At 53.9% G+C, this 26,012-nt stretch carries 20 protein-coding genes; 13 read left to right on the forward strand and 7 right to left on the reverse strand.

Translation table 11 applies throughout. From position 1 onward, the window contains the following. The first annotated feature begins 114 nt into the window (after positions 1-114). The gene (fepB, locus tag SK38_RS11095; RefSeq protein WP_048235909.1) at positions 115-1,071 is read left to right on the forward strand and encodes a Fe2+-enterobactin ABC transporter substrate-binding protein; all 957 of its coding nucleotides are present in this window, start codon (positions 115-117) and stop codon (positions 1,069-1,071) included. Positions 1,072-1,132: 61 nt separating this feature from the next. Here the strand turns inward: fepB and entS are convergent, their stop codons facing one another. Beyond that, positions 1,133-2,368: an enterobactin transporter EntS gene (gene entS, locus SK38_RS11100; protein WP_048235910.1), complete on the reverse strand. Its 1,236-nt coding sequence runs from the start codon at positions 2,366-2,368 to the stop codon at positions 1,133-1,135. Positions 2,369-2,477: 109 nt separating this feature from the next. Here entS and fepD point away from each other — a divergent pair, with 109 nt between their 5' ends. From fepD to fepC, 3 genes are read left to right on the forward strand one after another with little or no spacing between them, the layout of a single operon-like run. After that, entirely contained in the window at positions 2,478-3,485 is a 1,008-nt protein-coding gene (gene fepD / locus SK38_RS11105) for a Fe(3+)-siderophore ABC transporter permease (RefSeq protein WP_032942654.1), read from the forward strand. Further along, positions 3,482-4,474: an iron-enterobactin ABC transporter permease gene (gene fepG, locus SK38_RS11110; protein ID WP_008784056.1), complete on the forward strand. Its 993-nt coding sequence runs from the start codon at positions 3,482-3,484 to the stop codon at positions 4,472-4,474. The genes fepD and fepG overlap by 4 nt, the downstream gene beginning before the upstream one ends. Then, positions 4,471-5,268: an iron-enterobactin ABC transporter ATP-binding protein gene (fepC, locus tag SK38_RS11115; RefSeq protein WP_032941813.1), complete on the forward strand. Its 798-nt coding sequence runs from the start codon at positions 4,471-4,473 to the stop codon at positions 5,266-5,268. The genes fepG and fepC overlap by 4 nt, the downstream gene beginning before the upstream one ends. 46 nt (positions 5,269-5,314) lie before the next feature. Here fepC and wzz(fepE) read toward each other — a convergent pair whose 3' ends face one another. The 4 genes from wzz(fepE) to fes all read right to left on the reverse strand — a co-directional run bounded on the left by wzz(fepE) (position 5,315) and on the right by fes (position 12,031). Beyond that, the gene (wzz(fepE), locus tag SK38_RS11120; RefSeq protein ID WP_048235911.1) at positions 5,315-6,448 is read right to left on the reverse strand and encodes an LPS O-antigen length regulator Wzz(fepE); all 1,134 of its coding nucleotides are present in this window, start codon (positions 6,446-6,448) and stop codon (positions 5,315-5,317) included. Between the two features lie 229 nt (positions 6,449-6,677). Beyond that, on the reverse strand, positions 6,678-10,568 hold the full coding sequence (entF, locus tag SK38_RS11125; protein WP_048235912.1) for an enterobactin non-ribosomal peptide synthetase EntF: 3,891 nt from the start codon (positions 10,566-10,568) through the stop codon (positions 6,678-6,680). Beyond that, positions 10,565-10,783 (reverse strand): MbtH family protein, encoded by a 219-nt coding sequence (locus SK38_RS11130; RefSeq protein WP_048235913.1) that lies wholly within the window; start codon positions 10,781-10,783, stop codon positions 10,565-10,567. The genes entF and SK38_RS11130 overlap by 4 nt, the downstream gene beginning before the upstream one ends. A 30-nt stretch (positions 10,784-10,813) precedes the next feature. Continuing rightward, the gene (gene fes, locus SK38_RS11135) at positions 10,814-12,031 is read right to left on the reverse strand and encodes an enterochelin esterase (RefSeq protein WP_075553048.1); all 1,218 of its coding nucleotides are present in this window, start codon (positions 12,029-12,031) and stop codon (positions 10,814-10,816) included. 253 nt (positions 12,032-12,284) lie between these two features. Between fes and SK38_RS11140 the strand changes: the two genes are divergently transcribed. From SK38_RS11140 to SK38_RS11165, 6 genes are all read left to right on the forward strand, one after another. After that, a complete protein-coding gene (locus tag SK38_RS11140; protein WP_048235914.1) occupies positions 12,285-14,579 on the forward strand; it encodes a TonB-dependent siderophore receptor in 2,295 nt (764 codons plus the stop codon). Positions 14,580-14,627: 48 nt separating this feature from the next. After that, positions 14,628-15,290 (forward strand): enterobactin synthase subunit EntD, encoded by a 663-nt coding sequence (entD, locus tag SK38_RS11145; protein WP_048235915.1) that lies wholly within the window; start codon positions 14,628-14,630, stop codon positions 15,288-15,290. A 117-nt stretch (positions 15,291-15,407) separates the two neighbouring features. After that, on the forward strand, positions 15,408-16,349 hold the full coding sequence (locus SK38_RS11150) for a D-ribose ABC transporter substrate-binding protein (protein ID WP_032942648.1): 942 nt from the start codon (positions 15,408-15,410) through the stop codon (positions 16,347-16,349). Positions 16,350-16,360: 11 nt separating this feature from the next. Continuing rightward, positions 16,361-16,969 carry a DUF2291 family protein gene (locus tag SK38_RS11155; RefSeq protein WP_048235916.1) on the forward strand — a complete coding sequence of 203 codons (609 nt, stop codon included), beginning with the start codon at positions 16,361-16,363 and terminating at the stop codon, positions 16,967-16,969. Continuing rightward, positions 16,969-18,495, forward strand: coding sequence for a sugar ABC transporter ATP-binding protein (locus SK38_RS11160; protein ID WP_197089504.1), 1,527 nt, complete (start codon positions 16,969-16,971; stop codon positions 18,493-18,495). Before SK38_RS11155 ends, SK38_RS11160 begins: the two co-directional genes overlap by 1 nt. A 1-nt stretch (position 18,496) precedes the next feature. After that, positions 18,497-19,585: an ABC transporter permease gene (locus SK38_RS11165; protein WP_048214725.1), complete on the forward strand. Its 1,089-nt coding sequence runs from the start codon at positions 18,497-18,499 to the stop codon at positions 19,583-19,585. 97 nt (positions 19,586-19,682) lie between these two features. Here the strand turns inward: SK38_RS11165 and SK38_RS11170 are convergent, their stop codons facing one another. Further along, the gene (locus SK38_RS11170) at positions 19,683-21,029 is read right to left on the reverse strand and encodes a glycoside-pentoside-hexuronide (GPH):cation symporter (protein ID WP_053069339.1); all 1,347 of its coding nucleotides are present in this window, start codon (positions 21,027-21,029) and stop codon (positions 19,683-19,685) included. A 404-nt stretch (positions 21,030-21,433) separates the two neighbouring features. Between SK38_RS11170 and SK38_RS11175 the strand changes: the two genes are divergently transcribed. Continuing rightward, positions 21,434-22,906, forward strand: coding sequence for an apiosidase-like domain-containing protein (locus SK38_RS11175; RefSeq protein WP_048235917.1), 1,473 nt, complete (start codon positions 21,434-21,436; stop codon positions 22,904-22,906). A 49-nt stretch (positions 22,907-22,955) separates the two neighbouring features. On the opposite strand, the gene SK38_RS11180 is transcribed toward SK38_RS11175, so the two are convergent. Then, positions 22,956-23,906 (reverse strand): sugar-binding transcriptional regulator, encoded by a 951-nt coding sequence (locus tag SK38_RS11180; protein ID WP_048214728.1) that lies wholly within the window; start codon positions 23,904-23,906, stop codon positions 22,956-22,958. 316 nt (positions 23,907-24,222) lie between these two features. Between SK38_RS11180 and SK38_RS11185 the strand changes: the two genes are divergently transcribed. Together SK38_RS11185 and SK38_RS11190 are read left to right on the forward strand one after the other, a co-directional pair. Beyond that, positions 24,223-25,053, forward strand: coding sequence for a transketolase (locus SK38_RS11185; RefSeq protein WP_032942640.1), 831 nt, complete (start codon positions 24,223-24,225; stop codon positions 25,051-25,053). Further along, entirely contained in the window at positions 25,046-26,002 is a 957-nt protein-coding gene (locus SK38_RS11190) for a transketolase family protein (protein WP_032942639.1), read from the forward strand. The genes SK38_RS11185 and SK38_RS11190 overlap by 8 nt, the downstream gene beginning before the upstream one ends. Positions 26,003-26,012: the final 10 nt, after the last annotated feature.

A 26,012-nucleotide genomic window follows, 5' to 3' on the forward strand; every position in this document is an offset into this window, starting at 1 on the left:
AGCGGCGGTATGTCAACTCTTGTGGTAGCACAATGTGCGACTTTGGCTTGCATCCTTGCTCGCTAACAATGAAAATGAGAAGCATTACTCATACTGATAACAGGAAGCCAATTCGTGAGTCTCCCCTCTTTTTGCCGCACCGTGCTCTTACTGGCAGGTTTATCTCTTTCAGGAATTTCTTCAGGTCACGCCGCCGACTGGCCGCGTCAGGTTACTGACAGCCGCGGCACGCATACGCTTGAGCATAAGCCGCAGCGAATTGTGTCCACCAGCGTGACCCTCACCGGCTCGCTGCTGGCGATTGATGCCCCAGTCATTGCCAGCGGTGCCACTACGCCGAACAATCGCATCGGCGATGCGCAGGGCTTTTTACGTCAGTGGAGCGAAGTAGCAAAAGAACGCAAACTGAGCCGCCTGTATATCGGCGAACCGAGCGCCGAAGCCGTCGCAGCTCAAATGCCAGATCTGATTCTGGTAAGCGCCACAGGGGGAGATTCTGCCCTCGCGCTATACGATCAGCTGTCCACCGTTGCGCCAACGCTCATCATTAATTACGACGATAAAAGCTGGCAGTCGCTGCTGACCCAGTTAGGTGAAATTACCGGTCAGGAGCAACAGGCAGCTGCGCGAATTGCCGAGTTTGATAAGCAACTTCAGGCGGTTAAGCAACATATTACCCTGCCACCACAGCCGGTCAGCGCGCTGGTATATACCGCCGCGGCGCACAGCGCCAACCTGTGGACGCCTGAGTCAGCGCAAGGCAAGCTGATGGAGCAGTTAGGGTTCACGCTGGCAACGCTGCCTGCCAACTTGCACACCAGCCAGAGTCAGGGCAAACGCCACGATATCATCCAGCTTGGCGGTGAGAACCTGGCAGCAGGCCTGAACGGCGAAGCGCTGTTCCTGTTTGCAGGCGACAGCAAAGATGTCGACGCTATTTACGCCAATCCGCTTCTGGCGCATCTGCCAGCCGTGCAGAATAAACGCGTTTACGCCCTGGGTACGGAAACCTTCCGTCTCGACTACTACAGCGCCACGCTGCTGCTGCAACGTCTGTCGGCTCTGTTTTAATGTTCAGCGCCGGATGCGGCTCACGCCTTATCCGGCCTACAAACCATAGAGCACAACGCGATCAGGCATTCACAGGGACCTGCCGGAATCGGCGCACTTCTCCCAACAACAGCAGCAGTAACAGACCGACAATCACCAGCCCAAATCCACTCACGCTTGCCGAAGCAACCGGCGTCATCATCGCGCCCAGACCACCTAACAACGCCGCGCCAATCGCATCGCCGGTGACGTTTTGCGCCGTCCACAAACCGTTAATTCGCCCGAGCATCGCTTCCGGCGTCTGTGTCTGTAACAGGGTGTACTGCAACAAAGAGCTGACCGCGCTCAACCAGCCAAACAGCGCCAGACAAACCACACCAAGCTGCCAGACGGGCATCAAGCCAAACAGGCCGATAGCCAGAAATGAAGCCACGGTCGATGCCAGCATAATCAGTCCCGGGCGAACGCTGTGCGCCAGTTGTCCGCTGGTCAATGCGCCCACGGCTGCCCCCAGCGGAATAGCCGCATACAGCAGGCCAATTTGCGCACTCGACATGTGCCAGTTAATCGCCAATGCCGGATACAGCACACGCACGGCGCTCGCCATGGTTAACAGACCACCGAGCAGCGCAATGCCGCCAATCAGCGGGCTGGCAAGCAGAAAGCGAAATGCTGCCAGCAGCGATTTCAGCGGATGCTCGCGCGGCTGCGGCGGAGGCTGCAACGCAGGAAGGCTCAGCAACGGTAGTAAGGTAATGAAGGTTCCCGCCGCCGCCAGTCCGTAGTTCCAGGCCACGCCGCCAGTCGCGAGCAGCACCCCGCCAAGCATCGGTGAAATTACCGATCCCAGACGCACCGTCAGCATGGTAATCGCCCCTGCCTGCATCAAATTCTCGCGCCCAACCAGCGCTGGCGTCGCTGCCAGCAAAGCGGTCACGCCCAGCGAGGCAAAGAAACCGTCCCATAAGCCAAGCAGATAAATCGCCAGCAACGACGGTTCGGGCAGCAGCGCATTCAGACACAGGCCAATAAAGCCAATACCACAGGTTCCACGCGCCAGCAGGATCACTTTTTTACGCTCATAGCGGTCGGCCAGCACTCCGCCCACCATCAGGCCAATAAACATTGCGCTACCGGTCAACGTCACCGACAAACCCACCTGCCAGGTCGACTGGGTCATCATCTGGATCTGTACCGGAACCGCCACGCCGAGTAGCCCCAGAGAGACAATGGAAATAAAACGGGCGAGGAAGACAGCGCGAAATGCTGGGTGGGTCTTTAACAGGCTGAGATTGAGCAGCCAGGATTGTCGATTCATTACAGAGCCTTACCAGGTACTTTTTCAATATCCATTCGATGGCTGCACATGCTAACATATCCAAATAAGATCGATAACGATAATTACTATCATTATCAGGGAAGTTGATATGTCATGCTCTGTTTCCGCGACACGCGCCTTCGCCGTGCCCGGACTATTGTTATTACTTGTTCTCACCACGGTATTAAGTCTGGTTATTGGTGCCAAGTCGCTACCTGCCTCCGTGGTGCTGGATGCGCTCACCGGCAGTTGTCAAAGTGCTGATTGCACCATCGTGCTGGACGCGCGCTTGCCGCGCACTCTGGCGGGGCTGCTCGCCGGTGGTGCGCTGGGCCTGGCTGGCGCACTAATGCAAACGCTCACGCGTAACCCTCTCGCCGATCCCGGCATTCTGGGTGTCAACTCCGGCGCCAGCTTCGCTATTGTGCTGGGGGCCGCGCTGTTCGGCTTTTCCTCTGCGCAAGAACAGCTGCTGATGGCCTTTTGCGGTGCGCTGGCTGCATCGCTGATCGTAGCTTTTACCGGTAGTCAGGGCGGCGGGCAGTTAAGCCCGGTACGTCTGACCCTGGCGGGCGTCGCGCTGGGCGCGGTGCTGGAAGGATTATCCACCGGCATCGCCCTGCTCAACCCGGACGTTTACGATCAGCTGCGTTTCTGGCAAGCCGGCTCACTGGATATCCGCAGCCTGCAAACGCTGAAAGTTGTGCTGGTACCGGTACTGATTGCCGCGGCTGTCGCACTGTTCCTCAGTCGCGCTCTGAATAGCCTGAGTCTCGGCAGCGACACCGCTACCGCGCTTGGCAGTAAAGTCGCTCGCACGCAGTTTATTGGCCTGCTGGTTATTACCGTACTGTGCGGCAGTGCGACCGCGATTGTTGGTCCTATCGCCTTTATCGGCCTGATGATGCCGCACATGGCGCGCTGGCTGGTGGGGGCGGATCACCGCTGGTCACTGCCCGTAACCCTACTGGCAACGCCTACTCTGTTACTGATTGCCGATATAATCGGTCGCCTGATTGTCCCCGGCGAGCTGCGCGTGTCGGTAGTCAGTGCGTTTATCGGTGCACCGGTGCTTATCTTTCTGGTACGCCGTAAATCGCGCGGGGGTGGCGCATGATGCACCTCTCCCGCCGCCTGATAATCAGCAGCCTGCTGCTGGTTGCAGGTTGTCTCGTCATTGGTTTGTGGAGCCTGCGTAGCGGCGTTGTTACGCTGGAAACCCAGCAAATTATTGCCGCCCTGCTCGGCGATGCGCCGCGCAGTATTACGCTGGTGGTGACCGAATGGCGTTTGCCACGCGTGCTCATGGCGCTATTGATTGGCGCGGCGCTCGGCGTGAGCGGCGCAATATTTCAGTCACTGATGCGTAACCCGCTGGGCAGCCCGGATGTGATGGGTTTCAATACCGGAGCCTGGAGCGGTGTGCTGGTGGCAATGGTGCTGTTCGGACAGCATCTCACCGCTATCGCGCTGGCGGCCATGCTGGGTGGGATCCTGACTTCTCTGGTGGTCTGGGCACTCGCCTGGCGCAATGGGATCGACACCTTCCGGCTGATTATTATTGGTATCGGCATTCGCGCCATGCTGGTGGCGTTCAACACCTGGCTGCTGCTGAAAGCATCATTAGAAACCGCGCTGACGGCTGGGCTGTGGAACGCCGGATCGCTCAATGGCCTGACCTGGGCCAAAACCTGGCCTTCTGCCCCGCTGATTATCATCATGCTGGTGTGCGCCGCGCTGCTGGTACGCCGGATGCGTTTACTGGAAATGGGTGATGACAGCGCCTGTGCGCTTGGCGTCAGCGTTGAGCGTTCACGTCTAATGATGATGCTGGTTGCGGTAGTACTGACCGCTGCCGCCACCGCGCTGGCCGGTCCTATCTCGTTTATTGCTCTAGTCGCGCCGCATATCGCGCGACGTATAAGCGGTACATCGCGCTGGGGATTAACCCTGTCGGCGCTGTGCGGCGCGTTGCTGTTGCTGATGGCGGATTTATGCGCCCAACAGCTGTTTATGCCTTATCAGCTTCCGGTGGGCGTTGTCACCGTAAGCCTCGGCGGTATTTATCTTATCGTCTTGTTAATTCAGGAGTCCCGCAAAAAATGATCGAATCAGTAGCCCGTTTGCGTGGCGACCAGTTAACGCTGGGTTATGGCAAGTTTACCGTGGCGGAAAACCTCAATGTATCGATTCCCGACGGCCATTTCACCGCGATTATCGGGCCAAACGGCTGCGGGAAATCAACACTACTGCGCACGCTGAGTCGTCTGATGACGCCCGCGCACGGCAAGGTCTGGCTCGATGGCGAGCATATTCAGCACTATGCCAGCAAAGAAGTCGCCCGCAGAATAGGTTTGCTGGCGCAAAACGCCACCACGCCGGGAGATATTACGGTACAAGAGCTGGTTGCTCGCGGACGCTACCCACACCAGCCGCTGTTTACCCGCTGGCGGCAAGAGGATGAAATTGCGGTCTCAAACGCCATGCAGGCGACGGGTATCACCCACCTGGCATCACAAAGTGTGGATACCCTTTCCGGCGGACAACGTCAGCGTGCATGGATTGCGATGGTGCTGGCGCAGGAAACGTCGATTATGCTGCTCGATGAACCCACCACCTGGCTGGATATCAGTCATCAGATCGATCTGCTGGAACTGCTGAGTGAGCTAAACCGGGAAAAAGGTTATACGCTGGCCGCCGTTTTGCACGACCTGAATCAGGCCTGTCGCTATGCAACGCATCTGATCGCGCTGCGTGACGGAAAAATTATTGCCGAGGGTGCACCGAAGGAGATCGTCACCGCGCAGCTTATTGAAAAAATCTATGGACTGCGCTGTATGATTATCGACGATCCGGTTGCCGGAACGCCGTTAGTGGTGCCGCTTGGACGCAACAAATAACACGCGTTACAGTATGGCGGCCAGCTTGCCGCCATACGACAATTCATCACACCAGTTGCTGATCAATAAACGTCATTTTTTGCTTACGCGACACCATGGCATAGTTCAGCAGAACGCCACCACACGCCACCATTCCCCCCAGTAATGCGGCCAGAATAACGATCATTGATTTAGCCGGACCGTCTTTTTTCACCGGCAGCGAAGGTGAAAGTTGATATTTAAACGGCGTAAATGTTACGTCACCCACATTCATCGCTAACAGTTGCTCAACGTGGTACTGGCGATTACGTAATTCACCGTTAATTTCAGCAACATCCGTTACTGATTTTTCTATTTCTAATTTACGTTCGATACCGTCAGCACCCAGTGAAATAGAGAAATCGGGGTCATCCTTCACCGCCTGGCCATTACTGTAGACCGGCTTTTTAATCCCGGCGGCATTGGCGATCTCCAGCGAGTAGTTCAGTCGCTGGATATTTGCTTCCAACTGGTTTTTGAGCCTGACGCGATCCATCTCCAGTCTCTCTTTTTCATAACTGGTTTTGATGGACAATTTATTGCGAATATCTTCCAGCGTTTCTTTCACCACAAGGGCAGAAATATACTGGATATATCCCTTCAGCACTGACTGGGCTTCTTCGGCCTGAGGTGCGGTAAAACTCAGTGTCCATGAGGTATACAGCGAAGTTTCGTTCTTCTTACCCAGGTTAGTATCAACCGCTTTCATTTTCTCACTGAGCCTGACAATTGCCTGATGCAACTCCATTTCGTCGATATCAGCACCTTTCAATTGATCCATTACGTAAGGCGAAGAGCGCAGATATTCTTCTAACAATGACGGCGACTGGAATTTTTTGATAAACAGGTTAAACACATCACCACGGCTAACGCTAATATCCATATCCAGCACGCGCAATTTGGTCAGCGTATTCTCTAATCCCTGCCATTGAACCGCTTCCGCCGGCGTCACGATGGCCTGACTGGTCCATTTTTGTGGCAGCAGAAAAGAGACCAGAATACCCACACAAGCAAAGGCGAAAACGGTCGCTATAATTTTCGTTCTTGCACGCCATAAGATTTCGATTAGATTCACTAAATCGATTTCATTTGCGTTTGCCGTTGGCTGAGGATACCCAGTAAATTCCGAAACGTTATCTTGCTTTATATTTAATGATGACATGTTGCGTGACCTGAAAACTTTCCTAAAAGAAAAACATTCCTGTGGGAGAAGTCTACCAGCTAGTCAGAATTATCCGAAACAATCTTTGTGCTTGTCGCCCTACCAAAAATTATATTCGGAATTTATTCACCCCTTCCATCACCTTGCATTGCATAAAAAAGAACAATTCCATAACATGTTATTTACATTATGGAATTGTTCGATCACCGCGATAGCAATATTCGTCTTGTTACACAGATTTATTAATCAGTGCATTTATTACAGGCCCTATCGCCTCAAATGAGGCAGGGGAAATAATATCAACATGCGCGCAATCCTGGCGGTAAACATCCAGACTGGATATCCACGGTAACCAGCTGCGTTCAGGACTGACACCCGGTACTAACGTGCGCTCAGCAACGAACAGCGTAGCGTGACCTGCAAACGGCACGCTGTGTGCCGTGGTGAGCAGGCGAACCGCATCGGCATAGTTGCCTTCGATTGCGTTAAATAAAGCCTCTGACGCATTCCCCTGCTGCGCCGACAGAAACGCTTCACGTTCACGCTCGATCTCCGCCAGTACCGCTGGATCCAACCCATTGGCCTCTTTTTCTTGCCAGTTTTGCGTTTCTGCCGGCCAGGTATCCAACAGTCCGAGGAATGCAACCGTCTCTCCTCTGGCATGTAAGCGCGCGGCGATCCCCTGTGCCAGCGTGCCGCCCAGCGAATAACCTAATAAATAGTAAGGTCCGTGAGGCTGTTGACTGAGCAACGTTGCCAGATGATGTTCGCATACCGCGTCGAGGTTTTCCGCCGTCTGCATAGGCCCATCCGGTCGTGGCGACTGAAGACCTACAATCGACCACTGCGGGCTGAGATATCGCGACAGCACGCTAAACTGCCAGGCAAAACCCGACGCCGGATGGAAACAGAACAGCGTTGGGCCGTGACTTTCACGAAGCGGCAGCAGTGCCTCAAATCCCATATGTTGCGAGTGCTCATCATCAGTGCTCTCCAGTAGAGCGCTCAGTTGTTCAACGGTAGAGGCCACCATAATCTGCCCCGGCGTCACCTGACGCTCAAAAACCCGGCTCAACTGTGCCGCCAGCTTCATCGCCAGCAACGAATGTCCGCCAAGCGCAAAGAAGTCTGCCGCCACGTCATTAACCTCGCAACCCAGCAAAGCCGCAAAAGACTGCGCGATGGTGGTTTCAGTCCCTGCTCGCGGTGCGCGCCCGGAAGTACGCGACGTCAACTGCGGCATCGGCAGCGCTTTACGATCCAGTTTACCGTTCGCGCTAAGCGGTAGCTCCGCCAGCTGCAACAAAACCGTCGGCACCATATGCGCAGGCAGTTTTTCACGCAGCTTTTCCCGCAACGCGGACGTATCCAGCGGTAAACCCGATTGTGACACCAGATACCCCACCAGTTGACGCGCATCGCCGCCTGTCGCCGCCGCCTGGTTGAATACGCAGGCGTGGGCAACGGCATGCTCGACATCAGGCAACTGCTGCATCACCCGGTCAATCTCGCCGAGCTCAATGCGTTGTCCGCGAATTTTAAGCTGGTCGTCGCTGCGCCCGAGGTATTCCACCGCGCCATTTTCCAGCCAGCGAGCCACATCCCCGGTACGGTACATGCGTTCGCCAACGTTAAACGGATCGGCGATAAAGCGGCTTGCTGTCAGATCCGGACGGCCCAGATAACCTTGCGCCAGTTGGATCCCCGTCAGATATAAATCACCAGCCACGCCGAAAGGCACCGGGCGCATCATGGCATCCAGGATACGTAAACCGGTATTCCATACCGGATAGCCAATCGGCACGCTGTTGCCGGTTACAGCAGCAAGGTCTTCCCCCCAGGCCGGATACCAGCTCACATCAACCGCTGCTTCCGTTGGTCCGTACAAATTGTGCAGTGGCGCATGAGTTAACTGTTCCCACTCACGGCATAAATCTGCAGGCAAGGCTTCGCCGCTGCAAAATACCCGTTTCAGCGAGGCACAACTCTCCCGCGCGGTTTCCGGCGTCAGTGAAGCGACAAAAGCGGCCAACATAGAGGGAACAAAGTGCGTGGTCGTCACCCCATATTGGGCAAAGAACTGCTGCATCGCCAGCGGATCGCGGTGCGCCTCAGGCTCTGCCATTACCAGCTTTGCCCCGGCAATAAACGGCCAGAAAAACTCCCATACCGAGACGTCAAAACTGCACGGTGTTTTCTGCGCCACCACATCATCCGCGGTCAGCGGATAGTGATTTTGCATCCACAGCAGACGGTTAACGATGGCGGTTTGCCCAACCATCACCCCTTTTGGTCTACCGGTAGAACCGGAAGTAAAAATGATATAGGCAGTATGATTGGGCTGAGATAGTGCCAGCGGAGCAGCATCTTCTGCTGGCAGGGGCGAGTCATAGCACAGACTTTCCAGCCCAGGAATATCGCTAAAGCGCGCCAGTTGCTCATTGGTCGCGATCAACAATTTTGGCTTCGCGTCTTCGAGCATCATCCGCAGGCGATCGTCCGGGTATCCGGTATCCAACGGCAGCCAGGCTGCACCGGCTTCAACGATACCGTGCAGCGCCAGCGTCAGGAACACGGAACGCGGTAATGCCACGGCGACGCTGTCGCCAGGCTTGACGCCGCGTGCACGCAAAAGGCTCGCCAGCGCCACGACCTGCTGGCGCATTTCGCGATAGCTAAACTGATAGCGGGCATCGGCCAACGCCGGGGCATCCGGCGTTTTATCGGCCTGCTGTGCCACCAGCGCGCTCAGCGTAGTGGACGGGATCTCGACGGTGGTGTCATTAATCTTCGCCAGCCGCTCATGTTCTGTTGGCAACAGCATCCCGGCGTCGCCGCAGCATAGCGCCGGATTGTCGGCAAACTGCTCGATAAGCCCGATTAAACGCGAGGCATGCTGCGCCAGCGTTTCTGCATCGTAGCGCTGTTTATTGGCCAGGATTTCAATACTCAGCCCACCGTTTTCATCCGGGAATAACGCCAGTTCAAGATCGTTCACCGGCCCTGTCGCCAACGTGTGGGTTTGCGCCTGAACGCCGGGAATATTCAGCTGATAGTCGAATATTTTCACGTTCAGCACCGGGCCAAACAGCGGCTCGGCACCGGCTGCACGCCCGCTGTCGCGAACGATTTGTTCGGCATCATAACGTTGATGCCGACGCATTTTCTTCAACTGTCCGGCCAGTCGTTGTGCAAGCGCAGGCAAGCTTTCTGCCGCATCCAGCCTCACACCAAATGGCAGTACGTTTAAAACCGGTCCAGTGGAGGTCAACGCCGCCGACCCCATGCGCCGCATAAAGATAAACCCGGCGGCATAATCCATTCGGCTGCATAAACGTCCCAGCCACAATGCCACCAGCGCGAGGGCCAGATCCGCACGCTGAACATCAGGCATACGTGCCGCAAGCCGACGAAACGCCCCTTCAGGCGCGGTTAACTTCATACGAATAATATCCGCGCTGGCCGATCGTCCCGGCAACGGATTGTTCGACAGCGAAGCAGGAGGCGGGAGTTGCTTTCGCTGCTCGCTCCAGAAAGCGCCGTCGCGTTGCCAGGCATCGCTTTGACGGTACTGTTGATACTCTTCCACCACCTCGGCGAACGGCGTAAAAGGCGAGTCTGGCGTAGGCTCGCCGTGTAGCCATGCGCGATAAATTGCGGCTATCTGGCGGGTAATGGCCGGAAAACTGAAGCCATCGACCAGCAAATGATGGTAACGCTGATACCAATACCAACGCTTTTCTCCCACCTGTATAAGCAGGTGAAAAACCAGCGGTTTATTGCCATCAGCACGTATGTCCTGCTGCAGGTCTGCCTGCATCAACGCACGCGCCGCCTCATGTGGATTGGATTTTTCGCGCAGGTCGATAATTTCAGGTTGCGCAAAGGCGAGCGCAGAATCCACCCATTGCCAGATCTCACCGTTATCTTCGCTAAACCGCATCCGCAGGGTATCGGCCTGCTCCAGACCCGCCACAATCGCTTTTGCCAGCAACGGCGCGTCCAGTTCGCCAGTTAATTCTACGTAGTGCGCCACGCTCCACGCCGAGGGCAATGTGGAGAGTTTTTCGGCCATCCAGATCCCCGGCTGAGCCGCCACTAACGGTAAACGCTGAGTCATGGAGCCTCCTGCACATCGATGTGGTTCGCGGGCGTCAGCGTGATCCAGTTTGCTTCCAGCCATTGTTGGCAGACTTCCTGGGATTGAGGTTCGCAAGCAATTTGCCAGCCAGCAGGAAGCGAGCACTGCTGCGGCCAAAGGCTAAACTGACGCTGGGGATTTTGCAGAATGTAAAACTGGCCCTGCGGATTATCGAAGGGGTTACTGAATTCCATACTCAACTCCTGTCGTGGAACATCGTCCGGTTAAATCGTGTCGGTAAGCGGTTGCCAGAGCGTCATTAGCCCTTGCATCAGACCGCCGCGCCAGCAAAGCGCATCGTGTCCGCCATCAACCTGACGCCAGAAAATAGACTGTGGTGCAGAAGGTAACTGGGCATATAGCGCCTGATTAGCGCGATAAATAATGGGCTCGCGGATCCCCGCTTCCAAGACAATACGCAACCCCTGAGCACTCACCTTCCCGCTTTTCAGTTGCTCGACGATCGCCCCGTCCTGATGACCACCACGATGCGGCCACCAGTAAGAGCCAGACTGGCTAAGCACACAGCCAAAGCGCGCGGGCCAGTTCAGCCCGGCATACAGCGATGACAACCCGCCAAAACTTTGCCCAGCCACCACGGTGCGCTGCGGATCGTCACTAAACGCGGTCGTTGTCTTCACCAGTGGTAATAACTCCTCCTGCACCGCCAACCAAAAATCCGCATTACACGGTAGCTCATGGCTGCGGTGAGCCGTATCAATGGCATCAATCAGGAGATAAACGGCAGAAGGAAGGTGTCCGCGATGCGTGAGTGAAGTCAACGCAGGCCAGACCGGCATACTCTGTGCCCAAAACTGTCCGTCCAGCAGGATAGCCAACGGACGCGTTTCGGGTTGAGCATCACCGGTGGTAAACACCCATACGCGACGCGAATTGCCGAGCCTGGCGCTATGCCATTGCAGGCAAACTGCGGGTGAATCTGGGTTTTCAGGTCGATCCCATCCTGGCTGTACGGGTGCCTCCGGCATTTCCAGCGCAGACACCGCGTGGCCACGACCGCCCTGCCAGCTCAGCGAATTAAGGGGGTCAGCAATGGCCTGTGGCAGCAATTGCCGCCAGCCTTCACGCAGTATGCTTCGGTCAGGCGCAGCATCCGCCGCCAGCGAGGAGAAGATATCGTTGCGCTCTGTTGGGATAAAACAGTAACTGCCACGCCAGTTAGCGCTGAGGGAAACACTCCAGCACCAAACATTTGTTCCATCAATGCGTCGCATCGACTGAGGGGTGGCATTTTGATGGTGGTCGGTGACGCCGGTGATATAAACCCAAACGCGATGAATGGCTGACTCATTTTCCGTTCCCTGTGGGTCACGCCACCAGAAGGTTACCCGATAATTTCCGTTGTCTTCACGCTCCCACTCCGGGCCTTTTTTCGACTGCCACCACGCCTCGCTTCCCATCTTTAACGTCGTCACAGCCATAACCCCATGTTTATTGTGAAATTTTATGATCTAGCGTGAAATATATTGATAATATTATTGATAACTATTTGCATTTGCAATAGCGTATTGTCGCGCTGTGGGAAGCGCGTACAGTTTTTCACCACTTATAAACCGACCTGGCGCTGCGTACTTTTTCTGGAATGGATAGTTTACGCAGATGCGGGCGACATCAGGCCAAATGCCGCACCACGGCACATTGGTACTCGTGGCTAAAAGAACAGCAGGACATACAATGAACAACAAGATTCATTCATTGGCCTTATTGGTCAATTTAGGGATTTACGGGGTAGCCCTGCCAGCAATGGCAGAAGATCAAACCGATAGCGTCGCTGTCTCTCATGAAGACACCATCGTCGTTACCGCCGCCCAGCAGAACCTGCAGGCGCCGGGCGTTTCAACCATTACCGCTGATGAAATTCGTAAGAACCCTCCCGCTCGCGATGTGTCGGAAATCATCCGTACCATGCCAGGCGTTAACCTGACCGGTAACTCAACCAGCGGACAGCGTGGCAACAACCGCCAGATCGATATTCGCGGCATGGGGCCAGAAAACACCCTGATTTTGATCGACGGTAAACCGGTTACCAGCCGTAACTCCGTACGCCAGGGCTGGCGCGGCGAGCGTGATACCCGCGGCGATACCGCCTGGGTTGCTCCGGAAATGATTGAACGTATTGAAGTGCTGCGCGGTCCTGCCGCAGCACGCTATGGCAATGGTGCAGCTGGCGGTGTGGTGAACATCATCACCAAGAAAGGCGGCGATGAGTGGCATGGTTCCTGGAATACCTATTTCAACGCCCCGGAACACAAAGAGGAAGGTTCAACCAAGCGTACCAACTTTAGTCTGAATGGACCGCTGGGCGGAGATTTCAGCTTCCGCCTGAACGGTAACCTCGACAAAACCCAGGCCGATGCCTGGGACATTAACGACGGTCACCAGTCAGCACGTACAGGGTCATATGCCGATACGATGCCTGCGGGTCGTGAAGGGGTAAAAAACAAAGATATCAACGGCCTGCTGCGTTGGGATTTTGCCCCAATGCAATCGCTGGAGTTTGAAGCTGGCTACAGCCGTCAGGGCAACCTGTATGCGGGTGACACTCAAAACACCAACAACGATAACAAAACTAACGGGCTGGTAAAAAAATACTACGGTAAAGAAACCAACCGTATGTACCGCCAGAACTATGCGCTGACGTGGAACGGCGGCTGGGACAACGGCATTACCACCAGCAACTGGGCGCAATACGAACACACCCGTAACTCCCGTTTGGGTGAAGGTCTGGCAGGTGGCCTTGAAGGGTTATTTAACAGTAATCAATTTACCGACACTGACCTGGCGGATGTCACCCTGCACAGCGAAATTAGCATTCCATTCGACCTGTTAGTTAACCAGAACCTGACGCTCGGTACCGAATGGAACCAGCAGCGTATGAAAGACATGAGTTCCAATACCCAGACCTTTATGGGCGGGAACATACCTGGTGCCAGCAGCACCGATCGTAGCCCATATTCACAGGCTGAAATTTTCTCCCTGTTTGCTGAAAATAACATGGAGCTGACCGACAGCACCATGTTGACGCCGGGTCTGCGCTTCGACCACCACAGCGTCGTTGGCGACAACTGGAGCCCGTCCCTGAACCTGTCCCAAGGTCTGGCCGACGACTTTACGCTGAAAATGGGTATCGCACGGGCCTATAAAGCACCTAGCCTGTACCAGACTAACCCGAACTATATTCTGTACAGCAAAGGCCAGGGTTGCTATGCCACCGGTTCTGCGACGGGCATTGGTTGCTACATGATGGGCAACGATGACCTGAAGGCCGAAACCAGTATCAACAAAGAGATTGGTCTGGAGTTCAAACGTGACGGTTGGCTGGCCGGCGTCACCTGGTTCCGCAACGATTACCGTAACAAGATCGAAGCGGGGACTGTACCGCTAAGCAGAACGTCAATTACCCAGAAAAACCCGACTACGGGTAAAGAAACAACAACCTACACCGATATCTATCAGTGGGAAAACGTACCTAAAGCTGTGGTAGAAGGCCTGGAAGGGACGTTGAACGTACCGGTTAGCGAAACCGTTACCTGGACCAACAATATTACCTACATGCTGCAAAGTAAGAATAAAGAGACCGGCGAACGCTTGTCGATTATTCCTGAATACACGCTGAACTCAACGCTGAGCTGGCAGGCGCGTGAAGATTTGTCACTGCAATCCACCTTTACCTGGTACGGCAAACAGCAGCCGAAGAAATATGATTACCAGGGTAAACCAGTAACCGGCAGTTCAGCCCAGGAAGTGAGTCCGTACAGCATCGTCGGCCTGAGCGCGACCTGGGATGTGACGAAAAACGTCAGCCTGACCGGCGGCGTGGATAACGTCTTCGACAAACGTCTGTGGCGTGAAGGTAATGCCCAAACAACCAGTGATATCAAAACTGGCGACTATATGGCGGGCGCTGGCGCGTACACCTATAACGAACCGGGCCGGACGTGGTTCATGAGCGTAAACACCCACTTCTGATAACGCTTTCCCTCTCCTCGCTGCGGGGAGAGGGAAATTATAACTATCATGCACACCACGCACACACCGCTCACTTTCGCAGACCACACGCTGCACATGGTCGAGTTCGATCCCGACAGCTTCCATGAGCACGACCTGCTCTGGCTCCCCCACCACTCTCAGCTTCAATCCTGTGGACGTAAACGTAAAGCTGAGCACTTAGCAGGGCGTATTGCCGCAGTACATGCATTACGTGAATACGGTATCAAAACTGTACCTGGCATCGGCGGGCAGCGACAACCGCTGTGGCCACAAAAGTTGTTTGGCAGCATCAGCCACAGTGCATTAACTGCGCTGGCGGTAGTATCGACGCATCCCGTTGGGCTGGATATAGAAGCTATTTTTACGCAACAAACCGCAGTTGAGCTGGCTGACGGTATTATCGATAACCACGAACGACCGATTTTGCATCATTCTGAATTGCCCTTTCCACTCGCCTTAACTCTGGCATTCAGCGCCAAGGAGAGCCTGTATAAGGCGTTTTCCACTCAGGCATCCGGGTTACCAGGTTTCACCAGCGCAAAAATTACCGCACTCACGAATCAGCAATTAACATTGCAAATCATGCCATCATTTTCGCCTAACCTCGCCAATCAGGAAATTAACGTGCATTGGTTTCAACGCGATAAAAACATCATTACCCTGTGTGCACCCACGCTGTCAGGATCGTGATCCTTTTCTCCTTTTAAGAAATTAGCTGCGCAAATCGTAGACAGTTCGATTATCTCGACTTATCGTTAACTTGAATAATAAATCATATTTGAATAAATATTCAAAGTGGAGAAAAAGATGAACAAAACCCTGATTAAATCCGTATTACTGGCCTCGATCCTTACCGCATCGGGTTCGCTGTATGCTGCCGACAACGGACTGATTGCGATTATCACCCCTTCACACGACAACCCGTTCTTTAAAGCCGAAGCCGACGGCGCGGTCGCCAAAGCGAAAGAGCTGGGATATACCACGCTGGTCGCCTCTCATGATGATGATGTCAATAAACAAAACCAACTGATTGAGACCGCCATAGCCCGAAAAGCGAAAGCCATCATTCTCGATAACGCGGGCGCCGATGCCACCGTTGGTCCACTGGAAAAAGCCAAAGCGGCGGGCGTGCCTGCATTCCTCATCGATCGTGAAATTAATAAGACCGGCATCGCAGTCGCGCAAATCGTGTCGAACAACTACCAGGGCGCGCAGCTCGGCGCAGAGAAATTCGCCAAACTACTGGATGGAAAAGGCAAGTACGTTGAGCTGCTGGGACGCCAGTCCGACACCAACGCGCATGTGCGCTCACAGGGATATCACGATGTGCTCGACGACTATCCGGATATGAAAATGGTCGCCCAGCAAACGGCGAACTGGAGCCAAACTGAAGCGTTTACCCGTATGGAAGCTATTTTACAAACCAACCCTGATATCGTCGGCGTCATTTCCGGCAACGACACCATGGCGCTGGGCGCAGAAGCTGCCCTGAAGGCTGCCGGGAAAAACAATGTCATCGTGGTGGGTTTTGACGGCAGCGACTACACCCGAGATTCCATCATCAACAAGAGCAACATTAAAGCGACCGTCCTTCAGCCCGGCTGGCAGCAGGCACAAATGGCGGTTGAGCAGGCTGATTACTATCTTAAAAACGGCAAAGCGCAGAAAGAAGAAAAACAGCTCATGGATTGCGTGCTGATTGATGAAACCAATGCCAGCAAGCTGAGTAAATTCAACCTGAGCCACTAAGCGGAGGCACTATGTCGTTAACACAATGGGGTGCTGCACTGGTTGGGTGCGCCACCCTGTTGCTGACGGCCTGCACGGTAGTTGACCTCGACGAAAACGGCAACCCCATCATCCCGGCCGACCCACAGGCCAAAGCCAGTTTCGACAATCAAACACCCGAGCAGATCGCGCAACAAACCTGGCAATCCCGCGTCCTGGATGCGGCAAAGCAACACGCTCTGGATGCGTCAGCGCTGAGCGCACGCCTGAAGACGCCCTCACCCACCGCCGAGAGCGTATTTGTGCGCCTGACCAGTCAGATTGAGAACGTCGACACCACCAATGCGCGCGAGAAAAGCATTGTGATGAGGGTCAATGACGCCCCTGTCACCATCCAAATAGGCCCGGTGATGAGCGGCAATGCCATTCGCGATGCGAGTGGTTTTAAGTTTGAAGACTTCACTAACCAGGTTCAGTTTGCCCAGCTTTCCCGGGCGTATAACCGCGAAGCGGTAAAACACTTGCCCGCAGTGGACGAAAGCTGGCAAGGGAAGCGTGCCACGGTACTGTTCGCCGTAACGCTGAATGCAGGAAAAGCGGAAAACGCGGCAGCGTTAGCGCTGGAACAGGAGGCACACTGATGAATAATTCCTCAGCAGAGGACATCATCCTGCGCACACATGCCATCTCAATGCTATTTCCCGGCACGATTGCGCTGGACAGCGTGGATTATCAGGTGTGGCGCGGTAAGGTCAACGTGATTATTGGCGAAAACGGTGCGGGGAAATCCACGCTGATGAAGATCCTCGCCGGTGTTCAGCAGCCCAGCAGCGGCGAGATGGCGCTCAATGGCAACCCTGTTCGCTTCGCCAATACCCGGGACGCCGCGGCGCACGGGATTGGTATGGTGCATCAGGAACTTAACCTGTTTGAGAATCTCACCGTCGCGGAAAATATTTTCCTTGGCCGGGAGATCCAAAAAGGCATGACCCCCATTGATGAGGCCGAACAGGAGAAGCGTACTGCGGAGCTGCTAACCCGACTCGATCAGCCCATTTCACCCCGCGATCTGGTCGGCAATCTCAAAGTTGGACAGCAACAGCTGGTTGAAATCGCCAAAGCGTTGGCGGAGGACGCTGACATTCTAATCCTCGACGAACCCACCTCGGCGCTGAGTAAAACCGAAGTCGAGATCCTGTTTCGCGTGATTCGCGAACTGACTCGCCAGGGCGTTTCGATAATCTACATCTCTCATCGACTCGAAGAATTGATGGCGATTGGCGATGTGATCACCATTTTACGCGATGGCAAATTCCAGGCCGAAGCCAGAGTTAGCGATATCGATGTGCCGTGGATTGTGCGTGAAATGCTGGGCAGCGACCCGGTGAGTAATTTTCTTGAGCCAGGTCGCACGTTCGGCGCGCCGGTTCTCGAAGCGGAACATATTACCTGCGTCAATGCCGCTGGCAATGCGGTGGTCAACGACGTCACCTTTAACGTCCACGCGGGCGAAATTGTCGGTATCTATGGACTGATGGGGGCCGGAAGAACCGAATTGTTCGAGTGCTTGCTGGGTACTGAGCGCAACTACCTCGGTAAACTGTGGCTCGACAGCAAGCCAGTTCCACAGCGCTTAACCACCGCCGACCGCATTCGTATGGGAATGAGTCTGGTACCGGAAGATCGCAAGCGCACAGGCATTTTTCCCATTTCTTCGGTTGCCAGCAATCTGACTATTGCCAGCCTGTGGCGTCGCCTGCAGCGCGGTTTTGCCATCGCCCGCAAAGATGAGGAGGCCGTCGTCGCCAGCACAATTGGTAATCTGTCGATCAAAGTGTCCTCACCGGATGTTGAAATCCAGGCTCTGAGCGGGGGTAACCAGCAGAAAGTGGTGATTGGCCGCTCCCTACTTACCAATCCCAAAATTCTGTTCCTTGATGAGCCCACACGCGGCATTGACGTTGGCGCGAAAGCCGATGTGTTTCGCATGATGGTACAGCTCTCACAACAGGGTATTGCCGTTGTCTTCTCCACCTCGGATTTAAAAGAAATTATGGCGGTATCTGACCGCATTCTGGTGATGTCTGGCGGCAAGCTCACGGCCGATATTACTCGCGATCGTGCCGAAGAATCGGCGCTGGTCACCGCAAGTGCTCAGGGGTTCTGACATGAAAACACTACAATCTGCCGTCGTCGCACCGCGAGCCGGCGTCACCTTCTCGCGGGAAAATATCCTGCTGCTGATCCTGAAATTACGTACCTTTATTGCGCTGTTTCTGATCGTCGGATTTTTTGCCTTCACCGTCCCCGGTTTCCTCTCTGGCGGCAGCATGGTCATTATGATCAAGCACATCGCCATTAACGCGTTTCTGGCGTTGGGAATCACTTTCGTCATTATTACTGCCGGCATTGATCTCTCGATTGGCGCTACGCTTGGGCTGTGCGGCATGATTGCCGGATGGCTGATCACCAAAGGCATTGTATTGCCCATGTTTGGCATCGCTATCTTCCCCAGCGTCTGGGTGATTGTACCTGTCGTACTGCTGATTGGCGGATTGATTGGCGCAGCAAATGGCTGGATTATTACGCGCTATAACGTCGCACCTTTTATTTGTACGCTGGGCACCATGTACGTATTGCGCGGCGCGGCGATGCTGACCTCTGACGGACAAACATTCCCCGGGCTTTCCGGCAATCCACAGTTGGGTAACACCGGTTTTGATGAAATTGGCGCGGGAACTCTGTTTGGTATTCCGTGGGCCATCTGGATGATGATTGTGCTGGCGCTGGTTATTGCCTACGTTGCCCGCCGTCTGCCCTTTGGCCGTCACGTGTACGCCATCGGCGATAACGAACGCGCAGCTGAACTGTCCGGGGTAAAAGTGAGGCAGGTAAAAATCTGGGTGTACACCCTGTCCGGACTATGCGCTGCAATTGCCGGAATAGTTGTTTCAGCACAACTTTCCGCTAGTCATCCGGCCAACGGTACAGCATTTGAGATGAACGCCATTGCCGCCGTTGTACTTGGTGGTACGTCGCTGGCCGGTGGTCGAGGCACCATCTTAGGCACGTTGATTGGCGCTTTCGTTATCGGTTTTCTGGCCGATGGTCTGGTGATGATGGGCGTCAGCGAATTCTGGCAAATGGTGATTAAGGGCATCGTGATTATTGTCGCGGTCATTATCGACCAGATGCAAAACCGGATGCAGCAAAAAGCCGCAGTGGTTGCGCAAAAGGCGGCGATGGAAAGTCAGTAGCCCTGAAATTACGCCTGATGGCGCTGCGCTTATCAGGCCTACGTCGTGTATGACATATGGGCCTGATAATGCGCCGCCATCCGGCAGTGGGGAAATTTTATTTCATGACGGCTTCAGCCTGCCCTGCCGAAACCTTATCATCCAGTTTAAACATCATCAGCAATCCCAAACTAATGGCATGGAAAATGGCAGGGATCCCGGCAATTAAGAACATAATCGCCGTCATCGTTTCCGATGACACCGCCTCACCCGCTTTGTAACCGCTAAGGGAGAGCACTAGCCCAACCATCCCACCCGCCAGCGCCAGACCAACCTTCATCGAAAAGAGCGTACCGGCAGCGACAGCCCCAGACATTCTGACGCCGGATTTGTCTTCACAATAGTCGGCACAATCAGAAGGCAGCGCCCAGGCAGTAATCGAGCCAAGTTCAGCCATCAATACCGACAGCACCAGTAGAACACATGCCAGTGAGATTTGTTCAGGGTTAACGAAATAGAGACATAATGCCGCCACGCCACCGCCCAGTTGCGCCACCTTCAGCGTACCTAATTTCGAGAGTTTGTTGCGCTTAATCAGTTGAATAGCAATCATCGGCGCAATGATCCCCGCAATCGCGGTGGCCGAAAGCAGACCAGAAACAAAGGCATCCCCACGATTCAGGAAATACTTCACAAAATAAATAGTCACACTGCCTTTAATTACAAAAGCAATGGAGCTGGTAATTTTGAACAGATAGAAAACAACCACCGGTTTCGCTTTCAGCATAATTCCCAGTTGTTTGGTAAACGGGACTTTATCCGTCTCCACGCTAACCTGATATCGCTCCTTTGTTCCCCAGAAACAGAGCAGCATAAACGCCGTGGCCAGCACGGCAATAAAGCTCATCGCCATCATGTAGGCGCTTGCTTCATCGGTTTTTCCATACCAGGCGACGAAAATCGGCACTACCATTGAGCAGATAAGAAAGGCCATTTTAGCCAGTGGGAAACGCCAGGAGTTGGCGCTTAAACGATCCATGGGATCGGCGGTGAGTGTCGTCAACAACGCCACATACGGCACCACCGTGGAGGCATACATCAGGATCAGAAATAGATAGGTAATCACTGCATAGACTAGCTTTCCACTGGGTGAAAAGTCCGGCGCCAGAAAGACTAAAAAACAGGAAATACCGTAAGGGATCGCCAACCAGAGCAAAAAAGGACGATACGATCCGTGCTTTGTCCGCGTGCGATCGGAGATATTACCGATAAATGGATCATAGAAGGCATCAACCAGACGGGCAACAATAAACAATATCCCCATCGCCGCTGCCGAAATCCCTAAAACATCGGTATAAAAATAGGGCAAAAACATCATCGTCATCCCAAGAAAAATGTTCGCTGACGAATCACCTAACCCATAACAGATCTTCTCTTTGATACTCAATTTATGCTGTTGCTTCATGAGAAACCCTCTTTATGAATATATATTCATTGTCGAATTACTATTCACACAAAGGTTAAGCCCACGAATTTAGCGCTGGCAAGTGGTTAGTCGTGACATTGTTACCAGTATCACAATTAACCTCATTCTTTTGCTCCTAAGCGCGCCGTCATCTAGTGGCGAAATGTCATCTTATTAATAAACAAGACGTTTATGCTGGCTGGCCGTTTCTCTCGTCATTCAGATAACGCTTACTCCTTTCAGTCTCACAGTAAAAACCTCACAGTAATCAGCAGAAATGGCGGCGTTTTTGTGATCGCATGCTCATTTTTTCGCCTTGACAGTGGAATGTTAACGGTAACCTCCCTTACTCTCATCGTGAATATAAAATCACAATGGAATATATATTCCAAAGGAGAGGTGCTATGAGCGAACAAAGTATTGCCCTGTGGGGGCGGTTTGAGTATCAAGTCACGGACGTTGACGATCCTCGCCATTTTACCGACACCGAGCTATCAGCCACCTTTACCTGCGGCGAAGAATCCCGCACGGTTTGGGGCTTTTACAACGGTAACGGTCAGTTCATACTGCGCTTTATGCCGGATATCCCCGGCGTCTGGCACTATCGCATCAGCTCAAATATTCCTTCGCAGTCCCCTGTCGAAGGAACGTTTACCTGCGTCCCTGAAACACAGTTAACCGGCCCGGTACAGCGTGATGGCGACGGGCACTTCCGCTATGCCAATGGCAACGCGTTTTATCCTTTTGGCACCACGGCCTACGTCTGGAACTACCAACCGGACGATATACAGCAACAAACGCTGGCATCGCTGGCGGCGAGTCCGTTCAATAAAATCCGCATGTGCGTATTTCCTAAACACTATCGCTACAATCTGCAGGAACCGATGCGCTTCCCCTTTCCGGGTACCCTCGACCAGGGATTTGATTTTACCCGCTTCGATACCACCTTTTTTGCCCAGTTGGAGAGTCAAATACAAAAGCTGGATGAACTGAATATTGAGGTGGATTTGATCCTCTTTCATCCGTACGACCGCTGGGGATTTTCCGCCATGTCGCAGGAGACCGATCACCGCTATCTCCGCTACGTGGTGGCACGCCTCGCATCGTTTAAAAATATTTGGTGGTCGCTGGCCAATGAGTTCGACCTGCTGAAAGAAAAACCGATGTCATTCTGGGATGCCGCCATAGCGCAAATCAAACGCGAGGATCCCTCTTCGCACATGATCTCCATTCATAACTGGCACAACCCGCCGATCCACTACCGCTCAAATGCGCACTGGTACGATCATCACAATCCCGCGCTCACCCACGCCAGCATCCAGCACCACGATATGCACTTTGTCCCGGAATGGCGGCAGACATTTGCCAAACCCATTGTCATTGACGAATGCTGCTATGAAGGCAATGTCGATCTCGGCTGGGGCAATATCACCGGAGAAAAAATGACTGCATTGTTCTGGCATGGCGTAATACTCGGCGGCTATGTCACTCACGGCGAAACATACCTGAATGAAGATGAGATTATTTGGTGGTCACATGGCGGCACGCTCAAAGGAACAAGCATCCCGCGCATCGCTTTTTTGCGCAACATCCTTGAGGAAGGACAAGCCAAACGCCTGACACCGCTCCCGTGGGGTAGCCACTGGGATACGTCGATGGGGATAAGCTGCGAGGGCAACTGGGGACTGTTCTATTTTGGCGATCATTGCCCTGCCTACAAGATGATGACTATGTTGCCGGAGAATACGACGTGGAAGGTCGATATCATTGATACCTGGGCCATGACGATCACGCCGGTTGCGGGGGTTATTCAACACGGTGACAAGCTGGATCTACCGGCTAAGCCATGGATTGCTCTACGCTTAATAAAACTCTGATAACTACAGCCAGCCCCAGGGGCTGGCGATAACTTGACTCACCGCGGCGTCACCCTTTAACCAGATTGCGCGCTGTCGGGTAGTCGGTGATCAGTACGTCGATATAATTCCCCTGCAGCGCGCCACGGATCGCATTCTGTTTTTCTACCCCGCCCGCCAACGCTATCACATGGTTGCAGTCGCGGATCTGCGCCAGCTCCATGCCGATAACCGGGTCTTCCTCATGGCTGAGTACCGGATTGCCCGCCGCGTCGTAATAATGCAGACAGATATCCCCGACCGCGCCGCGTTCGGCCAGCAGTCGCAGCATCTCTTCGTTGTAATAGTTTCCTGAATTTTTCAGCAATTGAGAAGGTTCCAGCTCCCCGATGCCGACAATCGCCACATCCACTTCAGCAAATTTTTCGACGACCGCCGCCACGTCCGGGCTGTTAACCAGCCGAGAACGTTCTTCCACCGAATGCTCAATACTTTGCGAAGGCAACAGCCAGGCCGGGCAGCCGAGGTGTGCCGCCAGCTGTTGCGTCAGAATCGTGGCCTGCACGTTGCCGTTTGGCCCCACACCGCCCAGTAATTGGATCACGCCTGCCGCCCGAATATTTTGCGGGTGCATTTCATCAACCATGCAGCGAATGGTACTACTCCAGGAGGAAATACCGACCAGGTCTTCGGCACGCAGACGAGTTTCGACGTAATGTGCCGCCGCACTGCCAATGGCATGCTTAATTTGCGTACTACTGGGGTTGTCGCCAACATCCACCACAATCGCCTGGCGCAGACCAAACCGCTCTTCAATGGCTTTTTCCAGCTCGACAAAGATATTAGTCGGCTGTACGACGGTGATTTTCACCAGCCCTTCTTTCTGACAACGCGTCAAGGCACGGGAGACAAAGGACTGCGACAAATGCAGCAGCGTGGCGATTTCAGACTGTTTTTTATTTTCGGCGTAGTAAAGTGTGGCAATCTTAACCAGCAACCGCTGTTCATCCTGCTTTGACATAACATTCCCCCTGGTAAACTGCCTGTTATTTTTATTCATACCTGAATAGATAACAAGTCGTCTGCGCCTTTCCGGTTATCGCGTTAGTGTGATCCTTTTCTCTTTTCGCCAAAATTTGCTGCTATAAGGCGTAGACAAACCCTCAGACAAGGCATATCTTTAATCATGAATAATAAATCAGTAGTGAATATTTATTCTAACCGATAACGACCAACTGTTTTAGCTGCATATTACGCAGTGGATAGCGAGACAGTTGCACTACTGCACCCACATGGAATATTTATTCACTAAGGATTAAACATTCAAGAGGTGTCTTATGAATCCGTTTTCGCTCTCAATACCAGAGCTAGTCAAGAAAGCACGTGCGGTACGTCGTCGCATTATCGTGTTGAATGCAGAAAGCCCGGCGGGGGGACATACCGGCGCTGACCTGTCGCAGGTCGAACTGCTGACAGCACTCTATTTTCGCATCCTGAATTGCTCACCAGAGCTTATAGCAAGCGATGAGCGCGACATCTACATCCAGTCGAAAGGTCATGCAGTGGGCGGTTACTACTGCGTGCTGGCTGAGGCTGGTTTTATTCCCGTGGACTGGCTGGCGACCTATCAGCACGCCGATTCACACTTGCCGGGTCATCCGGTGAAACACAAAACGCCAGGGATCGAACTGAATACCGGAGCGCTCGGTCACGGTCTGCCGGTCGCCGTGGGCATTGCGCTGGCAGCTAAACGTAACAACAGCAAGCGCCGGGTGTTTGTCGTTACCGGTGATGGTGAACTGGCAGAAGGAAGCAACTGGGAAGCCGCACTGGTCGCCGCCCACTACAAGCTGGATAACCTGATTATCATCAACGACAAAAATAACCTCCAACTTGCCGGCGCAACCAAAGAGATCATGAACACCGATCCACTGGATGAGAAATGGCGCGCCTTCGGTATGCAGGTCACTGAGTGCCGCGGTAATGATATGAGTGATGTGGTGCGCACGCTGGAAGGGTTAACCCCGGAAGGTAAACCGCACGTCGTCATTGCCCACACCACCAAAGGGGCCGGGATCTCCTTTATTCAAGGCCGCCCGGAATGGCACCACCGCGTGCCAAAAGGGGAAGAAGTTGAACTGGCGCTGGAGGAACTGAAAGATGCGTAATAGTGAACACCTCGCCACCGTGATGGTGAATACCTTAATTGCCGCGGTCGAGCGCGGAATGGACGTTGTACCCGTCGTTGCTGACTCAACGTCTACGGCGAAAATCGCCCCGTTTATGAAGGAATTTCCCGGTCGTCTGGTCAACGTGGGTATCGCCGAACAGACGCTGGTTGGCGCCGCCGCCGGCCTGGCGCTGGGGGGCAAAATCGCCGTCACCTGTAATGCCGCTCCGTTCCTTATTTCGCGGGCTAATGAGCAAATCAAAGTCGACATTTGCTACAACAACACCAACGTGAAGCTGATCGGCCTGAACGCGGGCGCCAGCTACGGCCCCCTCGCCAGCACACATCACAGTATTGATGACATTTCCGTTCTGCGCGGTTTTGGCAATATTGAAATTTACGCCCCGTCCTGCCCAGTGGAATGCCGGCAGATTATCGACTATGCCTTAAGCCACGTCGGCCCGGTTTATGTTCGCCTCGACGGAAAAGCCTTACCGGAACTACACGACGAAAATTACCAGTTCACTCCGGGTAATATCGATATTCTGCGGAAAGGAAAAGATGTCGCTCTGGTCGCGATGGGCTCAACCGTCCATGAAATTGTCGAGGCTGCCACAGTGCTGGAACAGGCGGGTATTGATGCAAGCGTAATCAGTGTACCGTCAATTCGTCCCTGCGATACCCAACAACTGTTGGCGGCATTAGCCCACTGCAAGGCCGTGGTCAGTGTGGAAGAGCATAACATTAATGGCGGCGTGGGAAGCCTGGTGGCCGAGGTACTGGCAGAAGCTGGCTGTGCCATTCCGCTGCGCCGACTCGGCATTGGCGATGGTCAATATGCCATCGCGGCCGATCGCGCGGCAACGCGTGCCCGCCACGAAATTGACGCCGCTGGCGTCGTGAAAAACGCCGCCGCGCTGTTGCAGCAACACACGATAAAACAATAACAACAGAACA

The organism is Citrobacter sp. MGH110 (genome assembly GCF_001037515.1).
In the GTDB taxonomy this organism is placed as follows: Bacteria; Pseudomonadota; Gammaproteobacteria; order Enterobacterales; family Enterobacteriaceae; genus Citrobacter; species Citrobacter portucalensis.

What these genes read in the sequence shown, in the direction of transcription:
- entD (WP_048235915.1), top strand. Translation starts at nt 14,628, where the DNA reads ATGCACACCACGCACACACCGCTCACTTTCGCAGACCACACGCTGCAC.
- SK38_RS11155 (WP_048235916.1), top strand. Translation starts at nt 16,361, where the DNA reads ATGTCGTTAACACAATGGGGTGCTGCACTGGTTGGGTGCGCCACCCTG.
- fepD (WP_032942654.1), top strand. Translation starts at nt 2,478, where the DNA reads ATGTCATGCTCTGTTTCCGCGACACGCGCCTTCGCCGTGCCCGGACTA.
- SK38_RS11175 (WP_048235917.1), top strand. Translation starts at nt 21,434, where the DNA reads ATGAGCGAACAAAGTATTGCCCTGTGGGGGCGGTTTGAGTATCAAGTC.
- SK38_RS11170 (WP_053069339.1), bottom strand. Translation starts at nt 21,029, where the DNA reads ATGAAGCAACAGCATAAATTGAGTATCAAAGAGAAGATCTGTTATGGG.
- fepC (WP_032941813.1), top strand. Translation starts at nt 4,471, where the DNA reads ATGATCGAATCAGTAGCCCGTTTGCGTGGCGACCAGTTAACGCTGGGT.
- SK38_RS11180 (WP_048214728.1), bottom strand. Translation starts at nt 23,906, where the DNA reads ATGTCAAAGCAGGATGAACAGCGGTTGCTGGTTAAGATTGCCACACTT.
- fepG (WP_008784056.1), top strand. Translation starts at nt 3,482, where the DNA reads ATGATGCACCTCTCCCGCCGCCTGATAATCAGCAGCCTGCTGCTGGTT.
- entF (WP_048235912.1), bottom strand. Translation starts at nt 10,568, where the DNA reads ATGACTCAGCGTTTACCGTTAGTGGCGGCTCAGCCGGGGATCTGGATG.
- SK38_RS11190 (WP_032942639.1), top strand. Translation starts at nt 25,046, where the DNA reads ATGCGTAATAGTGAACACCTCGCCACCGTGATGGTGAATACCTTAATT.
- SK38_RS11165 (WP_048214725.1), top strand. Translation starts at nt 18,497, where the DNA reads ATGAAAACACTACAATCTGCCGTCGTCGCACCGCGAGCCGGCGTCACC.
- fes (WP_075553048.1), bottom strand. Translation starts at nt 12,031, where the DNA reads ATGGCTGTGACGACGTTAAAGATGGGAAGCGAGGCGTGGTGGCAGTCG.
- SK38_RS11160 (WP_197089504.1), top strand. Translation starts at nt 16,969, where the DNA reads ATGAATAATTCCTCAGCAGAGGACATCATCCTGCGCACACATGCCATC.
- SK38_RS11130 (WP_048235913.1), bottom strand. Translation starts at nt 10,783, where the DNA reads ATGGAATTCAGTAACCCCTTCGATAATCCGCAGGGCCAGTTTTACATT.
- SK38_RS11150 (WP_032942648.1), top strand. Translation starts at nt 15,408, where the DNA reads ATGAACAAAACCCTGATTAAATCCGTATTACTGGCCTCGATCCTTACC.
- SK38_RS11185 (WP_032942640.1), top strand. Translation starts at nt 24,223, where the DNA reads ATGAATCCGTTTTCGCTCTCAATACCAGAGCTAGTCAAGAAAGCACGT.
- entS (WP_048235910.1), bottom strand. Translation starts at nt 2,368, where the DNA reads ATGAATCGACAATCCTGGCTGCTCAATCTCAGCCTGTTAAAGACCCAC.
- SK38_RS11140 (WP_048235914.1), top strand. Translation starts at nt 12,285, where the DNA reads ATGAACAACAAGATTCATTCATTGGCCTTATTGGTCAATTTAGGGATT.